This is a genomic window from Rhodococcus sp. HM1 (genome assembly GCF_023218075.1).
Lineage (GTDB): Bacteria > Actinomycetota > Actinomycetes > Mycobacteriales > Mycobacteriaceae > Rhodococcus.
On the sequence record NZ_JALPTB010000005.1, the window covers coordinates 115117 to 139562 of the forward strand.

Genomic DNA, 24446 nt, shown 5'->3' on the forward strand with positions numbered 1-24446 from the left:
TGGTGGCATCCACCGGTCGAACCCGCCCTCCAATGAACCGAATTCGTGCGAATCCGGCTCCCCGCCGGCAACCGCGACCACCGGTTCGCCGGGGTGCTACAGCCAGCCGCGCCGGCGGAAGATCGCGAACAGGCTGCAGCAGGTGATCACCATCATCAGCAGCGCGAAGGGATATCCGCCGACCCAGTGGAGCTCCGGCATGTGGTCGAAGTTCATGCCGTACACGGTGCCGATCAGGGTGGGCGCGAACAGGATCGCCGCCCACGCCGACACCTTCTTGATCTCCTCGTTCTGCGCGTAGCTCGCGCGCGTCAGGTTCCGCATCTCCTCGTTCTGCACCTGCGAGACGAGGGTCGCGTTGACGGTCAGGATGTTGCCGAGCAGCTGCCGGAACCCGTCGACCTGCTCGACGACGGCAGTCGCGTGGTCCGTCACGTCCCGCAGGTACTTCTGCAGTTCCTCGTCGATGCGGTACTTGCCGAATCCGGCGGACAATCCGCTCAGCACGGCGAGCAGCGGCTTGGCCGCGCGCTGGAACTCGATGACCTCGCGGGACAGCTCGTAGATGCGCCGCGACACCTTCGGGTCGCCGCTGAACACTTCCGTCTCGATCTCGTCGATGTCGTTCTGCAGACCCGCGACCACCGGCGCATAGCCGTCGACGACCGCGTCGAGGATCGCGTACAGCACCGCTTCCGGCCCGCGCCGCAACAGGTCCGGGTCGTGTTCCATCCGGTTCCGGACGGCGGACAGGTCGGGCGATTCGCTGTGCCGGACGGTGAGGACGAAGGTCGGGCCGACGAACACGTGCAGTTCCCCGAAGTCGACGCGTTCGGATTCGTCGACATACCGCGCGGCACGCAACACCACGAACAACGTGTCGCCGTACCGCTCGAGCTTCGGGCGCTGATGCGCGACGATCGCGTCCTCGACCGCGAGTTCGTGGAACCCGAACTGCGCGGCCGCCTCGTGCAACTGGGCGTCGCTGGGCCGGTACATCCCGATCCAGGCCATCGAACCGTCGCCCGGCAGGTGGTTGAGCGCGTCGGCGAGGGTCGCGGGGGACGCCGTGCGCCGGCCGTCCCGGTACACCGCGCTGTCGACGATGCTGCTCTCGGCGCGCGAGTCGGGTGAAGTCACCGGCACCGGGACGCGCGAGTGCGGCGAGACAGCGAAGTTCTCGCTCTCGCCGAAACCGCCGGAGGTGGGCACGGCGCGGCGCGGCAGAAGGGCACGGACAGGGCGGTTCCGGAACATGACGGCACGGCTTTCGCAGGACGGGATCGGCGGCGGGACCGTTCCCGCCCGGGTGTACGCGGACAGCAGCGCCGCGCACGATCACCGCGTGCCGGGGCTGCTGTCAGTCGGTACTGGGAGGCTGACTGCTCATCGGAGCACCACACCTCCTCTTCCTCGTCCGGCATGCGAGCCGGGGTCGACAACTTCGTGCAGCGTACGCCGCACCTCACCGCGAAGCCATTCGCCGAGGTTGTCGGTGCCACCGGACACAATGCCTCCAGCAGTACCGCTCACGGCACGACACCACGACGGAGGTCCCACGGATGATGCGCTGGCCCGACCGCCCGATCTGTGCGTTCGACCTCGAGACGACCGATCGGGATCCGCGGACCGCGCGCATCGTGTCGGCCTGTGTCGCAACGTTCGACGGCGATCGCATCGAGTCGAGAACGTGGCTGCTCGACCCCGGCATCCCGATACCGGACGAGACGGTCGCGATCCACGGGATCACCACGGAACGCGCCCGCGCCGAGGGGCAGGACTACGCGAGCGGATACGCGCAGATCCGGGAGGCGCTGTGCGAGGCCTGGGTGCGCGACCACATCGTCGTCGCGTTCAATGCGAGCTACGACCTGACGGTGATCGACGCGGAAGGTCGCCGGCTGGGGCTCGCCCCACTCGTGACGGGCACCGTCGTCGACCCCTATGTGATCGATCGGGAGATGGATCGGTCGCGGGAGGGGAAGCGCACGCTGCAGGCGGTGTGCGAGGCGTACGGGGTCGCGCTCTCCGCGGCGCACGAGGCCGAGGCGGACGCACTCGCCGCCGGGTTCCTCACCCGCGCGCTCGTCGAACGTTTCCCGCAACTCGCCGAGCTGGACATCATGGCCGATCAGGCGGCGTGGCACGCCGAGCGGCAGCGCAACTTCGCCGAGTATCTGCGGGAACTGGGCCGTGAGGCCACCGACGTCGACGGGGCCTGGCCGATCCGCGGCACAGCCTGACCCTGCGATTCGGTCACGGCAACAATCCCTGCCGACGCGCTTCGACGACGGCCTCGTGCCGGCTGTGCACCTCGAGCTTGCCCATCAAATTCCGCATGTAGCTCTTGACCGTCTCGAGGCTGAGCGACAGACGCTCGGCGATCTCCGCGTTGCGGCATCCCAGCGCGACGTAGCCGAGCACGTCGCGTTCGCGTTCGGACAGGTGCACCCGCGCGGCGGCCGGCGCCCGGCCAGCGGTCAGGCTGCGGAGCTTCTCCCCGACCGCACGCAACTGTGCTTCCAGCGCCGGGTCGGATGTCTGCGCCGCGATCTCCCGCAGCGCCAGGTAGCTCTCGGTGATGCCCTCCGAGACCGACGCCGAGACTCCCGTCGATCCGGCGCCCGCGTCCCGTGCGTTCTCGAGGAGTTCGACTCGGCGATCCACCTCGTCCCGGATCTCGATCTCACGGGCCAGCGCCCGCGCACCGGCCATCACCTTCTCCGCGACCGTGTCGCCGATCGGCATGTTGACCCGGAGACCGCCGTAGAGCGTGGCGCGGGTACGCCCGCGCACGACGACGGGTGCGGCGAGCAGCGATTCGATGCCCTCACCCGCCACCTGCGGGTCGTAGTCGTGGGTGATGCGGTCGGAAGCGAAATAGTCGGCGATCGAGACCGGCCGCTGCTCGGCGATGGCCCGGCCCCCGACACCGCACTCGGAGCTGATGACGAGGTTGCGCAGGATGTTGCTGCGGGTCCCGACGAATCCGGACAGGGTCATGTCCCGGCCGTGGACGGCGCCGCCGAAGAGGACGGGCAGTCCGGTGGAGATCTGGAGCAGTCGCAGTTGGGCGCGCAGTGCGTCCTCGTCGCTGGGCCGGAGCCGGCCGATCGGCTGGGGATCGGTCCATGCGTTGGTCATCGACGAATCCTTCCGCCAGCAAACCGCTCGACTACCCACTTCAGAGGGTAGCGGGCCGTCGATCGTGGCCCATAACCTCCAGACCGACCGGTGTTGCTGCCATCACAGTTGCCCGCTTTTCCCGCTGAGCCCACGTCCCCGGAGGTCATCGTGTCCACGCCGACGGCGCATACCGCCAACCACTCCCCGCTCAGTCCGTTGCGGTTCCTGGAGCGGTCCGCGTCCGTGTTCCCGGATCGGGTCGCCATCGTGCACGGCGACCGTCGCTACTCGTACGCCGAGTTCGCCGCGGAGGCCCAGCGGTTCGCGCAGGCACTGCGCGCCCGCATCAAGCCCGGCGACCGTGTCGCGTTCCTGGCGCCGAACGTGCCGGAACTGCTGATCGCGCACTTCGCGGTACCGCTCGCCGGCGGTGTGCTCATCGCGCTCAATTCCCGGCTGGCCGGACCGGAACTCGAGTACATCCTGAACCACTCGGAGAGTTCGCTGCTCTTCGTCGATTCCGAGCTGGTCGGATCGGTCTCCGGGGTCGCGGCGAACGTGCCGTCCGTCGCCGACATCATCGAGGTGCCGGACTCGACGGTGCCCTGTCAGGACGTGCCCGCCGGGATCGTCACCGCTCGCTACGACGAGTTCCTCGCCTCCGCCGACACCGACGGCACGCCGCTGCCGTGGACCGTCGACGACGAACAGCAGGTCATCGCGATCAACTACACGTCGGGCACCACCGGCAAGCCCAAGGGCGTGATGTACACCCACCGCGGGGCGTACCTCAACTCGATGGGCGAGACCTTCCACAACGGGTTCGACGGCAAGACGAAGTACCTGTGGACGCTGCCGATGTTCCATTGCAACGGCTGGTGCACGCCGTGGGCGGTCACCGCGGCCGGCGGCACCCACATCTGCCTGCGGGCGGTGCGGGCCGACGCCGTGTGGGACGCCATCGACAACCTCGGCGTCACCAATCTGTGCGGTGCACCGGCGGTGTGCTCGACGATCGCGAACGCCGAGCAGGCACACGTCCTGGACCGGCCGCTGCGGATCACCACGGCCGGTGCGCCGCCGTCGCCGACGGTGATCGCGCAGCTCGACGCCATCGGGATCACCGTCGTGCACGTGTACGGGCTGACCGAGGTGTACGGGCCGTACACGATCTGTGAGTACCAGGAGTCGTGGGACGACAAGCCCGCCGAGGAGCGGGCGGCGCTGCTGTCGCGGCAGGGCGTGGGCATGCTGCAGGCGGAGAACGCCCGCGTGGTCGATTCGGAGATGAACGACGTGCCGGCGGACGGGCAGACGATGGGTGAGATCGTGCTGCGCGGCAACAACGTGATGCTCGGGTACTACAAGGACCCGGAGGCGACGGCCGAGGCATTCGCCGGCGGTTGGTTCCACACCGGCGACCTCGGCGTGATGTATCCCGACGGCTACATCCAGCTCAAGGACCGGGCGAAGGACATCATCATCTCGGGCGGCGAGAACATCTCGACGGTCGAGGTGGAGCAGGCGATCGTCAACCACCCGGCGGTGCTGGACGTCGCCGTCGTCGGGGTGCCGGACGAGAAGTGGGGCGAGCGGCCGCGGGCGTTCGTGATCCGCAAGCCGGGCGAATCCGTCACCGCCGAGGAGATCATCGCGCACGTGCGCGCGCAGCTCGCGGGGTACAAGGTGCCGCGTGACATCGTGTTCCCGCACGATCTGCCGCGCACGCCGACCGGCAAGATCCTCAAGTTCGAATTGCGGGCTTCGCAGGACGCTCAGGCGTGACCTTGGATAATCGACAACCATGACCTCCGGATCCGGTACCGCGCGACGTTCCGAGTCGGCGGGACCCGACCCTGCCCAGTTCCGGGTACACGTGGTCACGCAGGCCATCCGATTGTTCTCCGAGCACGGCTACGAGTCGACGACGGTCGAGCAGATCGCGTCGGCCGCCGGGGTGTCCCGGCGCACCTTCTTCCGGCAGTTCCGGTCGAAGGAGGACGTGATCTTCGCCGACCACGAGTCGCTGCTCGAGCAGGTCGCCGCCTATCTGTCGCGCGAGTTCGACGACCCGTGGGCGGCGACCTGCGACGCCGCGCAGCTGGTGTTCCGGCATTTCCGGGATCGCCGGGAACTCGCGGTGTGGCGGTATCGGGTGGTGCAGCGGGTTCCTGCGCTGCGCGACCGCGAGCTCGTCACCACCTATCGGTACGAGCGGTTGTTCACCGAATACCTGCGGTCCGCCGTGCCCGGTGAGAAGCCCATCCGCATCGTCAGTTACGCCGCGGCGATCACGTCGGCGCACAACTACCTGCTGCGGGCGATGATCCGCGGGGACGAGACCGCGACGGCCGAGGCGCTGGCACGCGAGCTGTTCGAGCTCCGGCTGACGTTCGGGGTGGTGCCCGGTATCGAGGCGCCGGCGGTGGACTCGGCACCGCGTGCCGTGACGGTTCTGACGTACCCGATCGGCACGTCCCCCGACGAGATCGCCGAGCAGGTCCGTCGCCAGCTCGGCGGCTGACCCCGCTCCTCCGTGCGTGCTTTCGGTAGCCCCCGCTACCGAAAGCACGCACGACACCCATTGACCTGGCACTCCGTGCCGTGTTTAGAATTGGGTGATTCCGTGACGTCGCGAGCCCGACTATCGAGAAAGGGCCGCGGATCCACCCTCACGAATGGCACCGCGTGCCGATAGGAGTTCCACCCTCATGGCTCTCAACGCCGATTTCGATCTGTTCAAGCTCAGCGACGAGCACGACGCCCTGCGTGAGGCCATCCGCGCGCTGTCCGAGAAGGAAATCGCCCCCTACGCCAAGGACGTCGACGAGAACTCCCGCTTCCCGCAGGAGGCCCTCGACGCCCTCAACAAGTCCGGCTTCAACGCGATCCACGTGCCCGAGCAGTTCGAGGGCCAGGGCGCCGATTCGATCGCCGCGTGCATCGTCATCGAAGAGGTAGCCCGCGTGTGTGGCTCCTCGTCGCTGATCCCCGCCGTCAACAAGCTCGGCACCATGGGCCTGATCCTGCGCGGCTCCGACGAGCTCAAGGCGAAGGTGCTGCCGGACATCGTCAACGGCGCGATGGCCTCCTACGCGCTGTCCGAGCGTGAGGCCGGCTCCGACGCCGCGTCGATGCGCACCCGCGCGAAGGCCGACGGCGACGACTGGATCCTCAACGGCTCCAAGTGCTGGATCACCAACGGCGGCAAGTCCACGTGGTACACGGTCATGGCCGTCACCGACCCGGAGAAGGGCGCCAACGGCATCTCGTCGTTCATGGTCCACAAGGACGACGAGGGCTTCGTCGTCGGCCCGAAGGAGAAGAAGCTCGGCATCAAGGGCTCCCCGACCGCCGAGCTGTACTTCGAGAACTGCCGCATCCCCGGCGACCGCATCGTCGGCGAGCCCGGCACCGGCTTCAAGACCGCGCTCGCGACCCTCGACCACACCCGCCCGACCATCGGCGCGCAGGCCGTCGGCCTCGCCCAGGGTGCGCTCGACGCGGCGCTCGCCTACGTCAAGGAGCGCAAGCAGTTCGGCCGGCCGATCGCCGACAACCAGGGCGTGCAGTTCATGCTCGCCGACATGGCCATGAAGGTCGAGGCCGCCCGCCTGATGGTCTACACCTCCGCAGCTCGCGCCGAGCGCGGCGAGGGCAACCTCGGCTTCATCTCCGCCGCCGCGAAGTGCTTCGCCTCGGACGTCGCCATGGAGGTCACCACCGACGCCGTGCAGCTGTTCGGCGGTGCCGGCTACACCACCGACTTCCCCGTCGAGCGCATGATGCGCGACGCCAAGATCACCCAGATCTACGAGGGCACCAACCAGATCCAGCGCGTCGTCATGTCCCGCGCGCTGCTCCGCTGAACCCGCCGCAGTACTTTCGTCTGGACAAACTTTCGTCTCCGAGGAGTATTTCGTGGCAATTGAACTGGTAGGCGTGGTCGGCGGCGGCACGATGGGCGCCGGCATCGCCGAGGTGTGCGCCAAGGCCGGCAGTGACGTGATCGTGCTCGAAACGAGCGAAGAGTTCGCCGCCAAGGCCCTCGACCGCGTCACCACTTCGATCAACAAGGGTGTCGCCCGCGGCAAGATCAGCCAGGAGGACGCCGACGCCGCCGTCGCGCGAGTCCGCGTCACCACCGACATGGCCGATCTCGCCGACCGCGACCTGGTTATCGAGGCCGCACCCGAGATCGAGTCCCTGAAGACCGACATCTTCGCCAAGCTCGACGCGGTCGTGAAGCCGGGCGCCATCCTGGCGACGAACACGTCGTCGCTCGCGGTCATCAAGATGGCCCAGGCGACGAAGCGCCCGGGCCAGGTCGTCGGCGTCCACTTCTTCAACCCGGTGCCGGTGATGCCGCTGGTCGAGGTCATCTCGGCTCTCACCACCGACGAAGAGGCCGCGAACGTCGTCTTCGACTACGTCAAGAACACCCTCGGCAAGACGGCGGTCCGTGCGGGCGACCGCGCCGGCTTCATCGTCAACGCCCTTCTCATCCCGTACCTGTGCCAGGCGGTGCGGATGCTCGAGTCGGGCTACGCGACGAAGGAAGACATCGACGCCGCGATGAAGGGTGGCTGCGGCTACCCGATGGGTCCGCTCACGCTGCTCGACACCGTCGGCCTCGATGTCGCGCTCAACGCGGCACAGTCGCTGTACGACGAGTTCGCCGAGCCGCACCTCGCGCCGCCGGCGCTGCTGCGCCGCATGGTCGACGCCGGTCGCCTCGGCCGCAAGACCGGTGAGGGCTTCTACTCCTACAAGTAGATCCTGAGCTCAGACGCCCCCGCGGTTTCCGTCCGGAACCGCGGGGGCGTTTCTGTATTCACCGAGCGGAAGGACAGCAGCGCGGTGTCGGCAGCGCGCGGATGTCTTCCGGCCGTGCGGTTTTCGGCTACGTGTTCTCGTTCGAGTCCGCCGGCTGTCGGCGCCGGTCGCCGGAACGGTCGAACAACACCTGCCGAAGCGTGCGGGGTGACACCCCCGCGACGCGGCGGGCCTTGCCGCGTGAGATCAGGATGCCGGTGATCGCGATCGCCCAGATCGGGTACTGCGCCAGCCAGGCCACCCGGAACGAATCGAACGTGTATCCGCCGAGCCGCTCGAGCACGATACCCATGACCTGCACGACGATGAGGGTCGCGAGGAAGCCGCCGATGTTCACGATGCCGTTGGCGGTGCCCAGCGCCGTGCTCGGGTTGAAGGCGCGGGCGTAGTCGAAGCCGATCATCGAACCGGGGCCGCCGACCGAGATGACGATGATCAGCAGCACCAGCAGCCACAGCGGGGCGGGGCCCGGCAACGCCAGCACCACCGACCACATGGTGACGCTGGCGAGCACGCTGCCGAGCACCAGCCAGGACCGGTGGTTCGGGAACCGCCCCGACAGCACGCCGAGGATCGGTCCGGCGAGGATGGCGGTCGCCACCGACACGGTGAGCAGCGAACCGGCCGCCGCGGCGGACAGGCCCTGCGCGGACTGCAGGTACGGGATGCCCCACATCAGCGCGAACGTGGTGACCGAGAACTGGGTGCCCATGTGCGTGAAGAACCCGAGCCGGGTGCCCGGGCGCTTCCACACGACGGCGATCTGCCCCCCGACCGCGCGCAGACCGGCCGGTTCCGAGCGCACCTCGACGCCGGGCGGTGCGTCGCGCACGATCGCGACGACCAGCACACACGCGAGCACGCCGAGCGCCGCGGCGCTTCCGTACGCGGCGGTCCAGCCGGCGCCGGACAGGATCAGGACGAACGGCACCGCGGAGAGCACCTGCCCCAGCTGGCCGAGGATGCCGGTCAGCTGGGACATCAGCGGTACCCGCCGCGGCTCGAACCACACCGGAACCAGCCGCAGCACCGAGATGAACGTCAGCGCGTCACCGGCGCCGACGAACACCCGGGCCGCGTAGGCGACGGGAAGCGATTCGGTGGTCGCGAGGACGAGTTGCGCGATCGCCATGACCGCGGCGCCGGTCGCGATCATCGTGCGTGAACCGAACCTGTCCAGCAGCACCCCGGCCGGGATCTGCATGCCGGCGTAGACGACGATCTGCAGGACGACGAACCCGGACAGGACGGCCGGGGAGACGTCGAACCGGTCGCTTGCGGCCAGACCCGAGACACCGAAGGCCGTGCGGTGCAGGACTGCGACGACGTAAGCGAAGACTCCGATGCCCCAGACCAGCCACACGCGCTTCATGATGCCTAGACCTTAACCCGTCCAGACAAGTTACTTTCAGGTACTACTCGCGGCCGAGGGACACCCACGTCGGGTCGGCGGCCCGCTGACCGACCACCAGATCCGCCAGCGCGTCCAGGCGAGCGACCTGCTCGCGGTCGAGCGTCAGGTTCAGCGCACCCACGTTCTCGGTGACCCGCTCGGCGAAACGGGTGCCCGGAATCGACACCGACGGCAGCCCGAACGTGCGGGCCTTGTCGTCGAGCCACGCCAGCGCCACCTGCGCGATGGTCGCGTCGAGCTCGTCGGCGACCGCCCGGACCTCGCCGCGCACCTTCAGGTTCGCCGGCAGCGCATCCTCCGCGAAGCGCGGGAACCGGCGACGCAGGTCCTTCTCCTCGACCTGCGTCGCGTCGAACGCGTCGGTCAGCAGACCGCGGCTCACCGGCGAGTACGGCACGAACCCGATGCCGAGTTCCGCGGCGGTCGGCACCACGTGCTTCTCGACGTCGCGCGAGACGATGCTCCACTCGGACTGGATCGCCGCGATCGGATGGACGGCGTGCGCGCGGCGCAGTTCGTCGCCGGTCGCCTCCGAGAGTCCGATGTTCCGGATCTTGCCGGCGCGGACCAGTTCGGCCAGTGCGCCGACCGTCTCCTCGATCGGGACCTCGGGGTCGACGCGGTGCAGGTAGTACAGGTCGACGCTGTCGACACCCAGCCGCTGCAGCGACTCGTCGATCGCCTGACGGGCGTACTCGGGACGACCGTTGATGCGGCGGTTGCCGGCGGGAGTGCTGCCGCCCAGCGCGCCGACCAGCCCGAACTTGGTGGCCAGCTGTACCTCGTCGCGGCGGTCCCTCAGCAGCTTGCCGACCACGGTCTCGCTGAGGCCGTCGCCGTAGACGTTGGCGGTGTCGATGAACGTCACGCCCAGGTCCACGGCGTGATGCAGGGTCGCCAGCGCCTCGTCGGGATCGGTCCCGCCGTAGACGGGGGCGACCGACATGGCGCCGTAGCCCTGCGCGCTGACGGTCAGGCCGGGGGCCAGTTCGACGGTGGGGACGGGCATGAACTTCTCCTCGTGATTCCTCGGTTCCCGGGCCCTGCGGAGCCCGGGCACGTATCCGTCGTTCGATCCTTCCCGAAAACCCCGACGCAGGCAGGACTTGAAATCGCGATGATCCCAACACCGTCGGACCTACGCTGAATCCATGGCAGTCGACTGGCTCGAATTGCAGCGCACGGCGGCCCGCGGATTCACCGAGCGGCTCGCACAGGTGACCGACTGGAAGGCCCCCACACCGGACACCGAGTGGGACATCGCCAAACTGGTCGAGCACATGATCGACGAACAGCGGTGGATCCCGCCGTTGTTGGCGGGCATGACCATCGCCGAAGCCGAAGCCTCGCTCGCGCCGATCGGTGACGACCTGCGCGCCGAATGGTCCCGCTACGCCGAGTCCGCGACCACCGCATGGGCGGCGACCGCTCCGGACGCTTCCGTGCACCTGTCGTACGGCGTCGTGCCCTGCCACAACTATCTGAAACAGCAGGTCGCGGACATCGCGATCCACACCTGGGATCTCGCCCGAGGCGTCGGGGGCGACGACCGACTCGACCCGGACCTGGTGGCGGCGGTGTGGGCGGACCTGCAGCCCCAGAAGGACATGCTCGCGGCGAGCGGCCTGTTCGCCGACCCGGTACCGGTCCCGGACGACGCACCACTGCAGGACCGATTGCTCGCCCTGACCGGCCGCGACCCCCGAGGAGACACGTCATGAGCGAAGGCGCCCCCGACATCAAACCCCGCAGCCGCGACGTGACGGACGGTCTCGAGAAGGCGGCCTCCCGCGGCATGCTCCGCGCGGTCGGCATGGGCGACGACGACTGGGACAAGCCGCAGATCGGGGTCGCGTCGTCGTGGAACGAGATCACCCCGTGCAACCTGTCGCTGGAACGCCTGGCCCGGGCCGTCAAGGACGGGGTGCACGCGGCGGGAGGCTACCCGCTGGAATTCGGGACCATCTCCGTCTCCGACGGCATCTCGATGGGACACGAGGGCATGCACTTCTCGCTGGTCTCCCGCGAGGTGATCGCCGACAGCGTGGAGACGGTGATGCAGGCCGAGCGTCTCGACGGATCGGTACTGCTCGCCGGATGCGACAAGTCGCTACCCGGGATGCTCATGGCCGCGGCACGGCTGAACCTGGCCGGCGTGTTCCTCTACGCCGGGTCGATCCTGCCCGGCACGGCGAAGCTGTCCGACGGCACCGAACGCGACGTCACGATCATCGACGCGTTCGAAGCGGTCGGCGCGTGCGCGCGGGGGCTGATGTCCCGCGACGACCTCGACGCCATCGAACGAGCGATCTGCCCCGGCGAAGGCGCGTGCGGCGGGATGTACACCGCGAACACGATGGCCAGCGCCGCCGAAGCGCTCGGCATGTCCCTGCCCGGCAGCGCGTCGCCGCCCGCCACGGACCGGCGACGCGACGGCTTCGCGCGCCGCAGCGGGCAGGCCGTCGTGGACCTGCTGCGCCGCGGAATCACCACCGCCGACATCCTCACCAAGGAGGCGTTCGAGAATGCCATCGCGGTCGTGATGGCATTCGGAGGTTCGACGAACGCGGTCCTGCATCTGCTGGCGATCGCGCGCGAAGCCGACGTGGAACTGACACTCGACGATTTCGTCCGGGTGGGCGCGCGGGTCCCCCACCTCGCCGACGTCAAACCGTTCGGGGCGCACGTCATGAAGGACGTCGACCACATCGGCGGTGTACCCGTGGTCATGAAGGCCCTGCTCGACGCCGGTCTGCTGCACGGCGACTGCCTGACCGTCACCGGACGCACCGTGGCCGAGAACCTCGCCGACATCGCGCCGCCCGACCCGGACGGCAAGGTGCTGCGTGCACTCGGCAACCCGATCCATCCGACCGGCGGCATCACCATCCTGCGGGGCACGCTCGCCCCGGAGGGCGCGGTGGTCAAGTCCGCGGGATTCGACGAATCGGTGTTCGAGGGCACCGCGCGCGTCTTCGAACGTGAACGGGCCGCGATGGACGCCCTCGAGGACGGCACCATCACCGCCGGTGACGTGGTGGTCATCCGCTACGAAGGTCCGAAGGGCGGACCCGGGATGCGGGAAATGCTCGCCATCACCGGAGCCATCAAGGGCGCGGGTCTGGGCAAGGACGTCCTGCTGCTCACCGACGGCCGGTTCTCCGGCGGCACCACGGGCTTGTGCGTCGGGCACGTCGCGCCGGAAGCCGTCGACGGGGGCCCGATCGCGTTCGTCCGCGACGGCGACCGGATCCGGCTCGACGTCGCGAACGGCACCCTCGATCTCCTCGTCGACGACGCGGAGCTCGAGCAGCGCCGGACCGGCTGGGAACCGCTGCCGCCCAGGTACACCCGCGGGGTCCTCGCGAAGTACACGAAGCTGGTCGGGTCCGCGTCGATCGGCGCCGTGTGCGTCTGACCCCTCGTGCGTGGTTTCGGTAGCGGCAACTACCGAAACCACGCACGAGCACGGGAATCAGATGGGACGGAAGCCGCTTCCGACACCGCCGCGTGCGTTCACGTCCGCCAGGATCGCGCTGAAGTTGGTGCCGACCTCCGGGCCGATGCACGGCGCTGCGAGATACGCGTTCACCATCGCGACGAGGGTCGTGCCGATGACCAGAGGCGCACCGGAGTCGCCCTCGACGACGCAGACCTGGGTCCATGTCTCCTGCGACTCGAACACGTCCCCCCAGACGAGACCACAGGTGTTGCCGGTGGTGCGGCCCTCCTTGCAGGCCAGGTTCGGGAACTGCGGCGGCGCACCCACATCGGTGATCGTCACGTTCCCGACCCGATTCACCGGCGTGACCCTGCCCGGATCGAACTGGATCACCGCGTAGTCGAGTGCCTCGTTGCCGGCCACCACACGGCCGAGTACGCCAGCGCCCAGGTTGCGCTCGGACTTGACCGTCGCGCCCGGGCCACCGCAGTGGGCCGCGGTGAATCCGACCAGACGACCGGCAGCGTCGTAACCGATCGTGCTCAGGGTGCAGTCGAAGATGTCGGTGGTCCCGTCACCGAGCGTGATGCCGGACCCACCGCCGAGCGGTATCCCTCCGGGTACCGCCGTCGCCACCCCGGCGCCGCCTCCGATCAGGGCAATCGTTGCCGCGAACGCCATCGCCAACTTCTTGAACATAAGGCCCCTCCCGCCCGGCCACGACAGGCCGCGTCAGCGAGTCAGCCTATCTGGATGCCGGTCGCTCCGAGGCTCTCCAGAGCTTTTTTGGCTTCCTCCAATTGAGCGCTGAGCTGAGCGACCCGCTCCTCGGCGGCCTGCCGCGCCTCGTCGATCACCGACTGCACGGCCTCGAGCGCGGTCTCGTCACCCAGTTCCCGCACGGCCCGTTCGACTGCGTCCGGACCGACCGGCGCGGGCTTTCCGACCCGTCGCGCACCGTGTGCGACCGCCACCGTCCATTCGTTGTCCGGGTCGATCGTGATCGTGATGCTGACGCCGGGCTGCTTCTTCGGCCTGCGGGCCGCGGTCTTCGGCTTCGGGGCGGGCTCGGCGGACTGCGAGGGGGGTGTGGGCACAGCGGTCTCCTTCGTCGCGGGCTTCGGCGCCGCGTTCGAGGCGGGCTTCGGTGTCGAGTTCGAGGCGGCGGGCTTCGGTGTCGAGTTCGAGGCGACGGGCTTCGACGCGGACGCGGCGGCCGGCTTCGGTGCGGGCGCGGGTGCCGGTTTCGCGGACGGGCGCGGCGCGGCCGGAGTCGGCTCGGCGGCCCGGGACTTCGGCGTCACCGGCCGGGTCAGGCGCAGTTCGTCGTATTCGAAGGGCAGTTCGTCGTTGACGCCCTTGGGCCGGACCGTGACGGTGCGACCGTCGATACCGATGACCTTCGCCGATGTCCCCGGCTCGATGCCCAAACTCGGAATACCCTCGATGAGATAGACGGTCGCGCGCCGGTCCTCAGCAAGTGCGGTGGTCAGCTCGGCAAGCTGCTCGTCACTGAGGTGGTCTGCTCCGGCTCGTCTGCGGGGCGGCATGCCACGTCCTTCCTGGCTTCGGGTGAATTCGGTCCCGGGGTGGGTGGATCGCGAACACTGTCGCACAGAGGTACGACACGACCGTGTGCGACTCTTCGAAGGTCACGTCGTGTCCGCGGCGTGAACGGTGGGTGTTCGCCGAGCAGGTGGTCGGTCGCCCCGGCGGCGGTGAGGAGAGCAGGCGTGGAGGCTTCGGATCGGCAGGCGGACGACCGTGGGTCGGCGGTGTCGAAGGCGACGGTGTCGCTCGACCCGGAGTTGCTGACAGGAGTGCAGCGCGCATTCGAACGTTCCCTGCTCGGAGGCGACCGCCGCTACACCCAGCGACAGGCCGCGGAACTCGCCGGGGTTTCGACCGAGCGTGCCCAGCGTCTTTGGCAGGCATTGGGTTTCGCCGTCGACCCGGATCCGGGTGCGGTGATGTTCACCGACGGGGACGTGCAGGCACTGCGGAACATCGCGGCGCTTGTCTCCAGCGGCGCGGTCTCCCCCGACATGGAGGTGCCCGCCGCGCGGTCACTCGGCCAGTCGATGTCCCGCCTCGCCGAATGGCAGGTGTCGCTGCTCAACACCCATCTCCTCGACCGGCTCGACACGGCCTATGCGGGAACCGCCCCGGCCCCCGCGGAGATCGACGAGTTCGTCGGCACCCTGCTGCGCGACGTCCTGCAACTGGTCGAGGAGACCCAGATGTTCGTGTGGCGCCGCCACCTGGTCGCGACGACCGAACGCAACATCGTGCGGGCCCGCGAGGACGCGACGAGCCGCGACCTGGTCGTGGGTTTCGCCGACATGGTCGGCTACACGCGCCTGACGAGCCGCATCGAGGCCGACGAACTCAGCGACCTGCTCGAGGAGTTCGAGTCCGCTGTGACCACCGTCATCGCGCAGGGCCACGGATGGGTGATCAAGACCGTCGGCGACGAGGTGATGTTCGCAGCGGAGGATCCCGTCGACGGAGCCCGGATCGCGCTGGCGCTGCAGGAGTCGTTCGGGGCCCGGCCGGACGCCCCGGAGCTGAGGGTGGGGCTGGCATGGGGTCCGGCCCTGGCACGGTTCGGCGACCTGTTCGGCTCGGTCGTCAACATCGCGGCGCGATTGACCGGTGTGGCACGCCCCGGCACGATCCTCGTCGATTCGGCACTGGCCGACCGGCTCCGCGCGTCCGGCGAGTTCGAGGTGCGGTCGATCCGGAACCTACGCGTCAAGGACTTTCATCGGTTGCGACCGTCGGTACTGCGCGCGGCCCGTTCCTGACCGGACGGCATCCCCGTGCGGCCAGGAAGTCGTCGACGATGCGTTCGCACGCCGCGTGATCGAGCGACGGCAGGGTCGCGAGTTTCGTGAACACGACGGGCCCGATCAGCTGCGCGAGCGCGAGGTCGTAGTCGAAGTCACCGAGCTGCTCCCGCGCGGTCGGGGTGACGAAGACGCGGTCGAATGCCTCGCGGTACCGCTCGACGAGACGCTCACGCAGCGAGAGCAGTTCCGGGCGTTCGTGGCTCAGCGCCTCGGCGCTCGAGTAGTCCCCGAGCCCCGGTCCGAGCCCCATCCAGCACATCGCGGTCAGCGGGATCGGGATCTCGTCGAGGATCCGGGCCTGCGCGACGACCAGCGCCACCAGCTGATCGCGCAGGTCACCGTCCGGCACGGGCGGGATCGGGGGCAGCATTCGCGCGAAGGCCGCCGCGACGAGTTCCTCGCCGTTGGCGAAATGCCGGTAGAGGGTGGCCCGCGCGACGCGTGCCAGTCCGGTCACCGCATCGATGGTGACCGCTTCCGCTCCGCCCTTCGCCAGCAGTGCGGTCGCAGCGTCGAGCAGCCGTGCCCGCGACCTCGCCTTGCGGGGGTCCTCGTCGCCGTACCGACCGGGGGCGACCGGGTCGCGACCGTCGTCATCGGGGGCAGGCAGGGGCTGGGTACTCACGTCCACAGTTGTATCCGTTCGGCTTCGCCCTTGCCTGTGATACCGACAGTTCGGTTACGATACTGGCAGTCTCGTTTCTTCGTGACCCCGCTCCGGGAAGGCCGGCTCGTGTCCGAAACATCGGAAAAAAGCTCGACCAGCACCACCGCAACACCGGAACCCCAGTCACGCCTGACGCGGGCGCAGTGGTGGTTGCTGATCGTCGCCTGCGCGGCCGTGGCTCTCGTCGTCGCCGCGATGGCGTCGCTGAACATGGCGTTGCCCGACATCGCCGTCGACATCGGTGCGACCCAGAGCGAGCTGACCTGGATCGTGGACAGCTACACGCTCGTGCTCGCGGCGTTGCTGCTCCCGGCCGGCGCACTCGGCGACCGCTACGGCCGCCGCGGCGTGCTGGTCGCAGGTCTGGCGGTCGTCGCCGTGTCGTCGGCGCTGCCCCTCGTGCTCGACAGCCCGACGTGGATCATCGCCGCGCGGGGCCTCGCCGGACTCGGTGCGGCCCTGGTCATGCCCGCGACCCTCTCGGTGATCACCGCCGGATTCCCGGAGGAACGCCGTGCACGGGCGGTCGGTGTCTGGGCCGGAACCGCGGGTGCGGGCTGCATCGCCGGGCTGCTCGTTTCCGGCGTCATCCTCGAATACAGCTCGTGGATCATGATTTTCGTCAGCTTCGCGGTGGCCGCCGTGGTGCTGCTCGTGGCGTCGCTGACGATCGCGTCGTCGCGGGCTCAGGAACACTTCCCGCCTGATCTGGTCGGCAGTGCCCTGTCGATCATCGCGGTGGGCCTGTTCGTGTTCGGACTCATGGAGGGGCCACACCGCGGCTGGACCGACGCGGCGGTCCTCGCCTGCATCATTCTGGGTCTCGCTGCCGCAACGGGTTTCGTGCTCACCGAACTGCGCACGCCCGCTCCCCTGCTCGACGTCCGGTTGTTCACCCATCGCGCCTTCGGCTCCGGGGCACTGACACTGCTGTTCCAGTTCGTCGCGATGTTCGGCGTCTTCTTCATCGTCGTGCAGTACCTGCAGCTGGTGCTCGGCTACTCGCCGCTCGGCTCGTCGATCCAGTTGATCCCGCTCATCCTGCTGGTGATGACGGTGTCGGTGCTCATCCCACCGCTCGTCCCGCGAGTCGGGCTGCGCTTCCTCTTCACCGGCGGCCTCGCCGTCCTCACGGGCTCGTTCGTGCTGATCGGGAATCTCGATCCGCAGTCGTCGACCGTTCTCATCAACGTGGCCCTGTTGCTGCCGGGCGTCGGGCTGGGCATGGTCTCTGCGCCGGCGACACACGCGATCGTGTCGAGCACGCCCGACGACAAGCAGGGAGTGGCGTCCGCGGTCAACGACGCCACCCGCGAACTCGGCGCGGCGATCGGCGTGGCGGTCGCGGGCAGCATGCTCGCCGCGATGTACGGCCGGAAGATCGAACCGGTTGCGGCCGCGATTCCGGATCCGACCGCCAGTACCGCCGTCTCGGATTCGCTGGCGTCGGCACTGAAGGTCGCGGAGGCCGCGGGACCGCGCGGGGACGAACTCGCGGACCTGGCGCGGTCGGCGTTCCTCGCCGGCATGCAGCAGGCGTCGTGGACGATCGCGGTGATCCTCGCGATCGGCGCCGTGGTCGCGGCGTTCCTCTCCCCGGGCCGTTCCCGGGTCACGAAGGTCCGCGAACCGCACTGACCCCGGTTCGCGGCAGCGGCGTCAGCGTCCCGCGACTGACTGGTCGGCGCACGTGCACCGTTCGGCGACCGGGACGTCGCGCATCACGTCGTCGACGTGCTGGCCGCATCCTTCCCAGCCGGTCTTGCCACACACCGGGCAGGTCACGGGATAACACATGGCGATGTACCTCCAGATACTTCGGGTCTGTCGATTGTGCATGCGCGTCGGCGAGCCCGCTGCAGCGGGCCGGGACCACTCGGCTGCACTTCACCCATTGTGCCGTGCGGGCACTGACTGTAGCCTCGGGTTAACAGTTACTGTCCGTCACACTAAAGGTGGAGACATGACCGCATCGCTCACGCGCTCCCAGGATGTTGCCGATACCGCCACCACCCGGGGATTCGTGCCGAAGGTGGCCCTGTCGGACCGCGAGGACACGGCCCGGCGCCTGCTCGCATCGGTCGCCCGGAAGTCGTACGACCCGATGATCGAGGTCGACTGGGAGGCACCCATCCCCGCGGACAAGTACGGCATGACCCCCGAGTGGAGCACGCTGTACGGCACCGCCCTGTGGGACGAGATGACCGAAGAACAGCGCATCGAACTGACCAAGCACGAGGCCGCGAGCGTCTCCAGCGTCGGCCTGTGGTTCGAGATCCTGCTCATGCAGATGCTTCTGCGCGACGTGTACAACCGCAACAAGTACTCGCGTCACGTGCAGTTCGCCCTCACCGAGGTGGCCGACGAGTGCCGCCACTCGGTGATGTTCGCCCGCGCCGGCGAGCGCCTCGGCATGCCCGGCTACGGACCCGCGCCGTACATTCACCGCCTCGGCCGGCTGTGGGGTGGTTTCTTCCGCGGCGCGAACGCCTACGCCAGCGTCATGGCCGCCGAGGAGATCCTCGACATGATGCAGCGCGACTTCATGCGCGACGAACGCGTGCAACCGGTCACCCGTACGGTCAGCAAGATCCACGTCCTCGAAGAGGCCCGGCACATCCGGTTCGCCCGCGAGGAGGTCGCACGGCGACTGACCGGCGCGAGCAAGCTGCGCCTGCAGTTCGAGCGGATCAATACGGCCGTAACGGTCTACTTCGTGGTCAAGAGCATGATCCGCGAAGAGGTCTACGCCAACGCAGGCCTGGACCGCGACCGCGCGGTCGCCGAGGCGAAGGCCAACACGCACTACCACGACCGGGTTCGCAAGTCCGGCGCGAAGCTCATGACGTTCCTCGACAGCGTCGGACTGATCGGCGGCCCGTCGAAGATCCTGTACAAGAAGGTGCACCTGCTCTGAGTTCTCCGCCCACGCCTGCGGGACCTTCCGGCGGGCACGGGCCGGGACATTCCGTCGATCTGCTCCTACCATCGGGAAAGGACCGACGAATCGATCCGGCCGAGCCCGCCGGACGCGGACCCGACTCCACCGCATCGGCCACACCCTGAATCGACGAGGGTGCCGGATCACCGAGCGTTTCTCCGGCGACTCGCTCGGCGGGCGAAGGAGGCCGGCATCCGGCAGGAGCAGGAATGACGAACGTCATCGAAACGCGGGACCTCGTGAAGACCTTCGGCTCCACCCGCGCACTCGCGGGTCTCGACCTCGAGGTCGGTCGCGCGGAAATCCACGGATTCCTCGGACCCAACGGCGCCGGCAAGTCCACGACCATCCGCATCCTGCTCGGGAGTCTGCGCGCAACCTCGGGTACCGCAACCGTTTTCGGTCGCGATCCGTGGACCGATGCGGTGGACCTGCACCGCTCGCTGGCGTACGTCCCCGGCGACGTGACACTGTGGCCGTCCTTGACCGGCGGTGAAGTCATCGACCTGCTCGGCCGGATGCGCGGCGGTCTCGACCCGGATCGCCGCGCCGAGCTGATCGAGCGTTTCGAGCTGGATCCGACCAAGCGATCCCGCGCGTACTCGAAGGGGAACCGCCAGAAGGTCGCGCTGATCTCGGCCTTCTCGTCCCACGCGGACCTGCTCCTGCTCGACGAACCGACCACCGGCCTCGACCCGCTGAAGGAGACGGTCTTCCGCGAATGCATCTCCGAGGCCCGTGATCGTGGCACGACGATCCTGCTGTCGAGTCACATCCTCTCCGAGGTGGAAGCCCTATGCGAACGCGTGACGATCATCCGCGACGGCCGCGTGGTCGAATCCGGGTCTCTGGCGGACATGCGGCACCTGCGTCGGACGTCGATCACGGCCGAACTGCTCGGGGACCCGGGTGACGTCGAACACCTGCCCGGTGTCGCGGACGTGCGGCGCGACGGCAACGTCCTGCACTGCCAGGTGGACGGCGAGCACCTGGGCGCGCTGATCCGGACGCTCGGCGACGCCGGGGTCCGCAGCCTGATCTCGGCGCCTCCGACTCTGGAGGAGCTCTTCCTGCAGCACTACCGGACGGATACACCGATCGATGCCGAACGGGTGCCGCGATGACCACGACACGCGAGCGCCCCTCGACCACCGGTCACGATCTCGCGGGTACCGGCGCGCTGCTGCGTCTGTACCTGCGGCGCGACCGGATCTCGATGCCGTTGTGGGTCGCACTGTTCGCGATCGCCCCACCCCTCTATGTCGCGAGCGTCCAGAGCCTGTACACATCCGACGCCGAGCTCGCCCGCTTCGCGGCGGCGACGAACGCGAGTCACGCCGAAATCGCCATGTACGGACCGATGTTCGGCACGAGCCTCGGTTCGGTCGGCCTGTGGAAGGCCGGCGCCTACTTCACGCTGATCGCGATAGCGACGATCCTCACGGTCGTGCGGCACACCCGAGCCGAGGAGGAAACCGGGCGGGCGGAGTTGATCGGGTCCACCGTGGTGGGACGGTACGCCGGGCTCACCGCGGCACTGCTGATGGCATTCGGCGCATCGATTCTCACCGGCTTCCTTTGCACCGCAGCTCTTCTCGGCAAGGGATTGCCGCTCGGCGGATCGGCAGGTTACGGAACCGCGCTGGCGCTGTCCGGGGCGGTGTTCGCAGCGATCGCGGCGGTCGCGGCACAGCTCAGCGCGAGCGCACGGATCTCGCGCGGTATCGCGTTCGCGGTGCTGGGTACCGCTTTTGCGTTGCGGGCCGTCGGCGATGCCGGATCCGGGACCCTCTCCTGGTTCTCCCCGCTCGGCTGGGCACTGCAGATGCGGCCGTTCGCGGCGGAACGGTGGTGGGTGGTCGTGCCACTGCTCGCCACGACCACGGGCGCGACCATCCTGGCCTATGCACTCGCGAGCAGGCGTGACATCGGTGCGGGATTGATCGAGCCACGTCCCGGGCCGTCCGAGGCGCCGCCCGCTCTGGCCGGACCGCTGGGACTGGCCTGGCGGATGCAGCGCGGCACCCTGCTCGCCTGGACCGTCGGCCTGGGGTTGTACGGCCTGCTCATCGGAAGCGCAGCGAAGGGTGTCGGCGATCAACTCGGCGACAACGCGGCGATCCGCGACCTGGTCGTGCGGATGGGTGGGTCCCAGTCGCTCGAACTCTCGTTCATCGGGTACGCGATGGGTCTGCTCGGAGTCGCCGGCGCGGCATACGCGATCTCGGCGGCCCTGCGGTTGCACTCCGAGGAGGATGCACAGCGCACCGAGCCGGTGCTCGCTGGGTCGGTCGGGCGAATGCGTTGGGCTGCCGGACATATCGTGTTCTCGCTCGCGGGCCCGATCGTGGCGATGACCGTCGCCGGTGTCTGTGCGGCCCTGACCTACACGGTCGCGGTCGGTGACGGCAGCGTCCTGGGAAAAGTGTTCGGTGCGGCCCTGGTCCAACTGCCCGCCATATGGGTTCTCACCGGAGTGACCGTCGCCCTGTTCGGTATGGCACCGCGCTTCGCACCGGTCGCGTGGGGCGTGCTGGCCGCATTCCTGGCCGTGTTGTTCATCGGGCCGATCGCGCATCTCCCCCAATGGGTGCTCGATCTCGAGCCGTTCGGCCACGCACCGAAACTGCCCGGGAGCGAGTTCACGGCCACTCCCGTGCTGTGGCTGACCACCGTCGCCGCGGCCCTCATCGTGGCCGGGCTGTTCGCGTTCCGACAGCGCGATCTGCGCTGATCCTCGCTCACGAATGCCGTCGGGCGTCGGTATCGACGCTCGCGTGAGCGCTGCGGTGCCGGATGCGCAAGGCCGAAAATCCGTGCGCGCAATTCCCTAGTGCATAGATCAGAAATGTGGTTCCGTCGCGATACCCAACCGGCACTCCGCTTCGAAGGACCCTCATGACCACTGCACCCGTCTCTCACCTGCAGGCCGTCGTCGCGGCCAACCACGACGCCGTGAGCGAGGACCCGGCCAAGGCCGCGGTCGTGTTCCGCGCCGACGCCCGAGCCCACTCCGCGGTCGCGAGCACCGTGACGCTCGGCCGGTTCGAGGTCGAGGTCGACGAACCCCCGGCGCTCGGCGGCGAGAACACCGCCCCCAACCCCGTCGAGTACTACCTCGCGTCGCTGTTGTCCTGCCAGGTCGTGACGTACCGGGTGTGGGCCGACAAGCTCGGCATCACCGTCGACGGGATCACCGCCCGCGCCGAGGGCGATCTGGACGTGCGCGGCTTCTTCGGTTTCGACGACTCCGTCCGCGCGGGGTTCGGCGAGGTCCGCGTCGTCGTGACCCTCACCGGACCGGAAGCGCGGGAACGCTACCTGGAACTGCAGGAAGCGGTCGACGCACACTGCCCGGTGCTCGACCTGACCCGCAACGCGACGCCGGTCCGCACGGTCCTCGAAACGGCCTGACCCGCGCTCGCCGGGCCGACGCGACGCGTCCCCGGAACGCTGGTCGGGATCAGGTTCACCGGTTATTGTCGGGTTCGTGAGCAACACACGAGCATGGTCGACGGGTCGCCCGTCGATGCGTCGTCGTGCGCAGTACATGTGTATCTGCGGGTGTTCGGGTCGCTGAGCGTCCCCGCCCGATCCTCCCCAGCGTGGTGTCCGCGCCGACCGGCGAGTCGGCCGCAGCCGTCTGTCCGAACGCCGCCTCGTGCCGGACCACCACCGAGTTCCTTCCCCGAAGTCCCAGAAATATCGAGTAGTACGGAGCAGCACCGATGAGCGAGACCACCCCCGACGCCGTCGATCCCACGGCGAGCTGGAGTTTCGAAACCAAGCAGATCCACGTCGGCCAGCCCGCCGGTGGCGACACCAAGGCCCGCGCCCTGCCGATCTACCAGACCACCAGCTACACCTTCGACAGCACCGATCACGCTGCCGCACTGTTCGGTCTCGCCGAGCCCGGCAACATCTACACGCGCATCATGAACCCCACCCAGGACGCGGTGGAACAGCGCATCGCCGCGCTCGAGGGTGGCGTCGCGGCGCTGCTGCTGTCGTCCGGCCAGGCCGCCGAGACCTTCGCGATCCTCAACCTCGCCGAGGCCGGCGATCACATCGTCGCCAGCCCCTACCTGTACGGCGGCACCTACAACCTGCTGCACTACACGCTGCCCAAGCTCGGCATCGAGGTCACCTTCGTCGAGGATCCCGACGACCTCGAGCAGTGGGCCGCAGCGATCCGCCCGAACACCAAGGCGTTCTACGGCGAGACCATCGCTAATCCGAAGAACCACATCCTCGACATCCCCGGCATCTCCGGGGTCGCGCACGACAACGGCCTGCCGCTGATCGTCGACAACACGGTCGCCACCCCCTACCTGCTGCGTCCGCTCGAGCACGGCGCCGACATCGTCGTGCACTCGGCCACCAAGTACCTCGGCGGCCACGGCACCGCGATCGCCGGTGTGATCATCGACGGCGGCAAGTTCGACTGGACGCAGGGGCGTCACACCAACTTCACGACGCCCGATCCGAGCTACCACGGCGTCGTCTTCGCGGACCTCGGCGCGCCGGCCTACGCACTCAAGGCCCGCGTCCAGCTGCTGCGCGACCTCGGTTCCGCTGTCGCACCGTTCAACGCGTTCCTCATCGCCCAGGGCCTGGAGACCCTGTCGCTGCGCGTCGAGCGGCACGTCGCCAACGCCCAGCGCGTCGCCGAATTCCTCGAGGCCCGGCCGGAGGTCGAGTCGGTGTCGTACGCCGGTCTGCCGTCGTCCCCGTGGTTCGAACGCGGCAAGCAGCTCGCGCCGCGCGGCACCGGCGCGATCGTCGTGTTCGAGCTCGCGGGTGGTGTCGACGCCGGCAAGAAGTTCGTCGACGCCCTGACGCTGCACAGCCACGTCGCCAACATCGGTGACGTCCGCTCGCTGGTCATCCACCCCGCGTCGACGACGCATTCGCAGCTCACGGCCGAGGAACAGCTCGCCGCGGGTGTCACGCCCGGCCTGGTGCGTCTGGCGGTCGGCATCGAGCACATCGACGACATCCTCGCCGACATCGAAAGCGGTCTCGCCGCAGCCGCCAACTGACGGCGGATCCATCGCGAGGCCCGCTCCCGATTCCCGGGGGCGGGCCTCGTTGTCTGTTCACGCGCCGTCGCGTGCACTCCCGTTCAGTGGTACAGGCCACTTTTCACGTCGATTCTGATGAGATGT

The 24446-nt window shown here is 68.7% G+C and carries 22 protein-coding genes; 14 read left to right on the forward strand and 8 right to left on the reverse strand.

Annotation, left to right across the window (positions count from 1 at the left end; translation table 11 throughout):
- Nucleotides 1-96: 96 nt before the first annotated feature.
- Nucleotides 97-1257 carry a magnesium and cobalt transport protein CorA gene (locus tag M1M07_RS04870; protein WP_248673447.1) on the reverse strand — a complete coding sequence of 387 codons (1161 nt, stop codon included), beginning with the start codon at nucleotides 1255-1257 and terminating at the stop codon, nucleotides 97-99.
- 305 nt (nucleotides 1258-1562) lie between these two features.
- On the opposite strand from M1M07_RS04870, the gene M1M07_RS04875 reads away from it, so the two are divergent.
- A complete protein-coding gene (locus tag M1M07_RS04875) occupies nucleotides 1563-2243 on the forward strand; it encodes a 3'-5' exonuclease (RefSeq protein WP_248673448.1) in 681 nt (226 codons plus the stop codon).
- A gap of 13 nt (nucleotides 2244-2256) precedes the next feature.
- On the opposite strand, the gene M1M07_RS04880 is transcribed toward M1M07_RS04875, so the two are convergent.
- Nucleotides 2257-3144, reverse strand: coding sequence for a LuxR C-terminal-related transcriptional regulator (locus M1M07_RS04880; protein WP_248673449.1), 888 nt, complete (start codon nucleotides 3142-3144; stop codon nucleotides 2257-2259).
- Nucleotides 3145-3294: 150 nt separating this feature from the next.
- Between M1M07_RS04880 and M1M07_RS04885 the strand changes: the two genes are divergently transcribed.
- The 4 genes from M1M07_RS04885 to M1M07_RS04900 all read left to right on the forward strand — a co-directional run bounded on the left by M1M07_RS04885 (nucleotide 3295) and on the right by M1M07_RS04900 (nucleotide 7902).
- Nucleotides 3295-4911 carry an acyl--CoA ligase family protein gene (locus M1M07_RS04885; RefSeq protein ID WP_248673450.1) on the forward strand — a complete coding sequence of 539 codons (1617 nt, stop codon included), beginning with the start codon at nucleotides 3295-3297 and terminating at the stop codon, nucleotides 4909-4911.
- Nucleotides 4912-4930: 19 nt separating this feature from the next.
- Nucleotides 4931-5650 (forward strand): TetR family transcriptional regulator, encoded by a 720-nt coding sequence (locus M1M07_RS04890; RefSeq protein WP_197257431.1) that lies wholly within the window; start codon nucleotides 4931-4933, stop codon nucleotides 5648-5650.
- A gap of 187 nt (nucleotides 5651-5837) precedes the next feature.
- Nucleotides 5838-6995 carry an acyl-CoA dehydrogenase gene (locus tag M1M07_RS04895; RefSeq protein WP_248673451.1) on the forward strand — a complete coding sequence of 386 codons (1158 nt, stop codon included), beginning with the start codon at nucleotides 5838-5840 and terminating at the stop codon, nucleotides 6993-6995.
- Between the two features lie 58 nt (nucleotides 6996-7053).
- Nucleotides 7054-7902 carry a 3-hydroxybutyryl-CoA dehydrogenase gene (locus M1M07_RS04900; protein ID WP_248673483.1) on the forward strand — a complete coding sequence of 283 codons (849 nt, stop codon included), beginning with the start codon at nucleotides 7054-7056 and terminating at the stop codon, nucleotides 7900-7902.
- Between the two features lie 127 nt (nucleotides 7903-8029).
- Here the strand turns inward: M1M07_RS04900 and M1M07_RS04905 are convergent, their stop codons facing one another.
- Together M1M07_RS04905 and M1M07_RS04910 are read right to left on the reverse strand one after the other, a co-directional pair.
- A complete protein-coding gene (locus tag M1M07_RS04905; RefSeq protein WP_248673452.1) occupies nucleotides 8030-9334 on the reverse strand; it encodes a nitrate/nitrite transporter in 1305 nt (434 codons plus the stop codon).
- 43 nt (nucleotides 9335-9377) lie between these two features.
- Nucleotides 9378-10385, reverse strand: a complete 1008-nt coding sequence (locus M1M07_RS04910; RefSeq protein ID WP_248673453.1) for an aldo/keto reductase — start codon at nucleotides 10383-10385, stop codon at nucleotides 9378-9380.
- 142 nt (nucleotides 10386-10527) lie between these two features.
- Here M1M07_RS04910 and M1M07_RS04915 point away from each other — a divergent pair, with 142 nt between their 5' ends.
- On the forward strand, nucleotides 10528-11097 hold the full coding sequence (locus M1M07_RS04915; protein ID WP_197257429.1) for a TIGR03086 family metal-binding protein: 570 nt from the start codon (nucleotides 10528-10530) through the stop codon (nucleotides 11095-11097).
- Nucleotides 11094-12794 carry a dihydroxy-acid dehydratase gene (gene ilvD, locus M1M07_RS04920; RefSeq protein WP_248673454.1) on the forward strand — a complete coding sequence of 567 codons (1701 nt, stop codon included), beginning with the start codon at nucleotides 11094-11096 and terminating at the stop codon, nucleotides 12792-12794. Before M1M07_RS04915 ends, ilvD begins: the two co-directional genes overlap by 4 nt.
- Nucleotides 12795-12851: 57 nt before the next feature.
- Here the strand turns inward: ilvD and M1M07_RS04925 are convergent, their stop codons facing one another.
- Both M1M07_RS04925 and M1M07_RS04930 read right to left on the reverse strand, forming a co-directional pair.
- Nucleotides 12852-13517, reverse strand: coding sequence for a serine protease (locus tag M1M07_RS04925; RefSeq protein ID WP_197257428.1), 666 nt, complete (start codon nucleotides 13515-13517; stop codon nucleotides 12852-12854).
- 41 nt (nucleotides 13518-13558) lie between these two features.
- Nucleotides 13559-14368, reverse strand: coding sequence for a DUF6319 family protein (locus tag M1M07_RS04930; RefSeq protein WP_248673455.1), 810 nt, complete (start codon nucleotides 14366-14368; stop codon nucleotides 13559-13561).
- Nucleotides 14369-14551: 183 nt separating this feature from the next.
- On the opposite strand from M1M07_RS04930, the gene M1M07_RS04935 reads away from it, so the two are divergent.
- The gene (locus tag M1M07_RS04935) at nucleotides 14552-15625 is read left to right on the forward strand and encodes an adenylate/guanylate cyclase domain-containing protein (RefSeq protein ID WP_248673456.1); all 1074 of its coding nucleotides are present in this window, start codon (nucleotides 14552-14554) and stop codon (nucleotides 15623-15625) included.
- Here the strand turns inward: M1M07_RS04935 and M1M07_RS04940 are convergent.
- Nucleotides 15573-16280 carry a TetR/AcrR family transcriptional regulator gene (locus M1M07_RS04940; RefSeq protein ID WP_197252819.1) on the reverse strand — a complete coding sequence of 236 codons (708 nt, stop codon included), beginning with the start codon at nucleotides 16278-16280 and terminating at the stop codon, nucleotides 15573-15575. The genes M1M07_RS04935 and M1M07_RS04940 overlap by 53 nt on opposite strands.
- A gap of 123 nt (nucleotides 16281-16403) precedes the next feature.
- On the opposite strand from M1M07_RS04940, the gene M1M07_RS04945 reads away from it, so the two are divergent.
- The gene (locus tag M1M07_RS04945) at nucleotides 16404-17975 is read left to right on the forward strand and encodes an MFS transporter (RefSeq protein WP_248673457.1); all 1572 of its coding nucleotides are present in this window, start codon (nucleotides 16404-16406) and stop codon (nucleotides 17973-17975) included.
- Nucleotides 17976-17996: 21 nt separating this feature from the next.
- Here M1M07_RS04945 and M1M07_RS04950 read toward each other — a convergent pair whose 3' ends face one another.
- Nucleotides 17997-18134 carry a hypothetical protein gene (locus tag M1M07_RS04950; RefSeq protein WP_248673458.1) on the reverse strand — a complete coding sequence of 46 codons (138 nt, stop codon included), beginning with the start codon at nucleotides 18132-18134 and terminating at the stop codon, nucleotides 17997-17999.
- Between the two features lie 166 nt (nucleotides 18135-18300).
- Here M1M07_RS04950 and M1M07_RS04955 point away from each other — a divergent pair, with 166 nt between their 5' ends.
- The 5 genes from M1M07_RS04955 to M1M07_RS04975 all read left to right on the forward strand — a co-directional run bounded on the left by M1M07_RS04955 (nucleotide 18301) and on the right by M1M07_RS04975 (nucleotide 24320).
- Complete coding sequence (locus M1M07_RS04955; RefSeq protein ID WP_248673459.1) at nucleotides 18301-19254, forward strand: diiron oxygenase; 954 nt, start codon at nucleotides 18301-18303, stop codon at nucleotides 19252-19254.
- A gap of 233 nt (nucleotides 19255-19487) precedes the next feature.
- Nucleotides 19488-20402: an ABC transporter ATP-binding protein gene (locus M1M07_RS04960; protein ID WP_248673460.1), complete on the forward strand. Its 915-nt coding sequence runs from the start codon at nucleotides 19488-19490 to the stop codon at nucleotides 20400-20402.
- Nucleotides 20399-22012 (forward strand): ABC transporter permease, encoded by a 1614-nt coding sequence (locus M1M07_RS04965; protein WP_248673461.1) that lies wholly within the window; start codon nucleotides 20399-20401, stop codon nucleotides 22010-22012. The genes M1M07_RS04960 and M1M07_RS04965 overlap by 4 nt, the downstream gene beginning before the upstream one ends.
- A gap of 164 nt (nucleotides 22013-22176) precedes the next feature.
- Complete coding sequence (locus M1M07_RS04970; protein ID WP_248673462.1) at nucleotides 22177-22692, forward strand: OsmC family protein; 516 nt, start codon at nucleotides 22177-22179, stop codon at nucleotides 22690-22692.
- Nucleotides 22693-23006: 314 nt separating this feature from the next.
- Nucleotides 23007-24320: a bifunctional o-acetylhomoserine/o-acetylserine sulfhydrylase gene (locus M1M07_RS04975; protein WP_197252804.1), complete on the forward strand. Its 1314-nt coding sequence runs from the start codon at nucleotides 23007-23009 to the stop codon at nucleotides 24318-24320.
- Nucleotides 24321-24446 lie beyond the last annotated feature (126 nt).

Coding starts and splice junctions, on each gene's coding strand:
- M1M07_RS04870 (WP_248673447.1), bottom strand. CDS start 1,257: ATGTTCCGGAACCGCCCTGTCCGTGCCCTTCTGCCGCGCCGCGCCGTG.
- M1M07_RS04875 (WP_248673448.1), top strand. CDS start 1,563: ATGATGCGCTGGCCCGACCGCCCGATCTGTGCGTTCGACCTCGAGACG.
- M1M07_RS04880 (WP_248673449.1), bottom strand. CDS start 3,144: ATGACCAACGCATGGACCGATCCCCAGCCGATCGGCCGGCTCCGGCCC.
- M1M07_RS04890 (WP_197257431.1), top strand. CDS start 4,931: ATGACCTCCGGATCCGGTACCGCGCGACGTTCCGAGTCGGCGGGACCC.
- M1M07_RS04895 (WP_248673451.1), top strand. CDS start 5,838: ATGGCTCTCAACGCCGATTTCGATCTGTTCAAGCTCAGCGACGAGCAC.
- M1M07_RS04905 (WP_248673452.1), bottom strand. CDS start 9,334: ATGAAGCGCGTGTGGCTGGTCTGGGGCATCGGAGTCTTCGCTTACGTC.
- M1M07_RS04910 (WP_248673453.1), bottom strand. CDS start 10,385: ATGCCCGTCCCCACCGTCGAACTGGCCCCCGGCCTGACCGTCAGCGCG.
- M1M07_RS04915 (WP_197257429.1), top strand. CDS start 10,528: ATGGCAGTCGACTGGCTCGAATTGCAGCGCACGGCGGCCCGCGGATTC.
- ilvD (WP_248673454.1), top strand. CDS start 11,094: ATGAGCGAAGGCGCCCCCGACATCAAACCCCGCAGCCGCGACGTGACG.
- M1M07_RS04925 (WP_197257428.1), bottom strand. CDS start 13,517: ATGTTCAAGAAGTTGGCGATGGCGTTCGCGGCAACGATTGCCCTGATC.
- M1M07_RS04930 (WP_248673455.1), bottom strand. CDS start 14,368: ATGCCGCCCCGCAGACGAGCCGGAGCAGACCACCTCAGTGACGAGCAG.
- M1M07_RS04950 (WP_248673458.1), bottom strand. CDS start 18,134: ATGTGTTATCCCGTGACCTGCCCGGTGTGTGGCAAGACCGGCTGGGAA.
- M1M07_RS04955 (WP_248673459.1), top strand. CDS start 18,301: ATGACCGCATCGCTCACGCGCTCCCAGGATGTTGCCGATACCGCCACC.
- M1M07_RS04960 (WP_248673460.1), top strand. CDS start 19,488: ATGACGAACGTCATCGAAACGCGGGACCTCGTGAAGACCTTCGGCTCC.
- M1M07_RS04965 (WP_248673461.1), top strand. CDS start 20,399: ATGACCACGACACGCGAGCGCCCCTCGACCACCGGTCACGATCTCGCG.
- M1M07_RS04970 (WP_248673462.1), top strand. CDS start 22,177: ATGACCACTGCACCCGTCTCTCACCTGCAGGCCGTCGTCGCGGCCAAC.
- M1M07_RS04975 (WP_197252804.1), top strand. CDS start 23,007: ATGAGCGAGACCACCCCCGACGCCGTCGATCCCACGGCGAGCTGGAGT.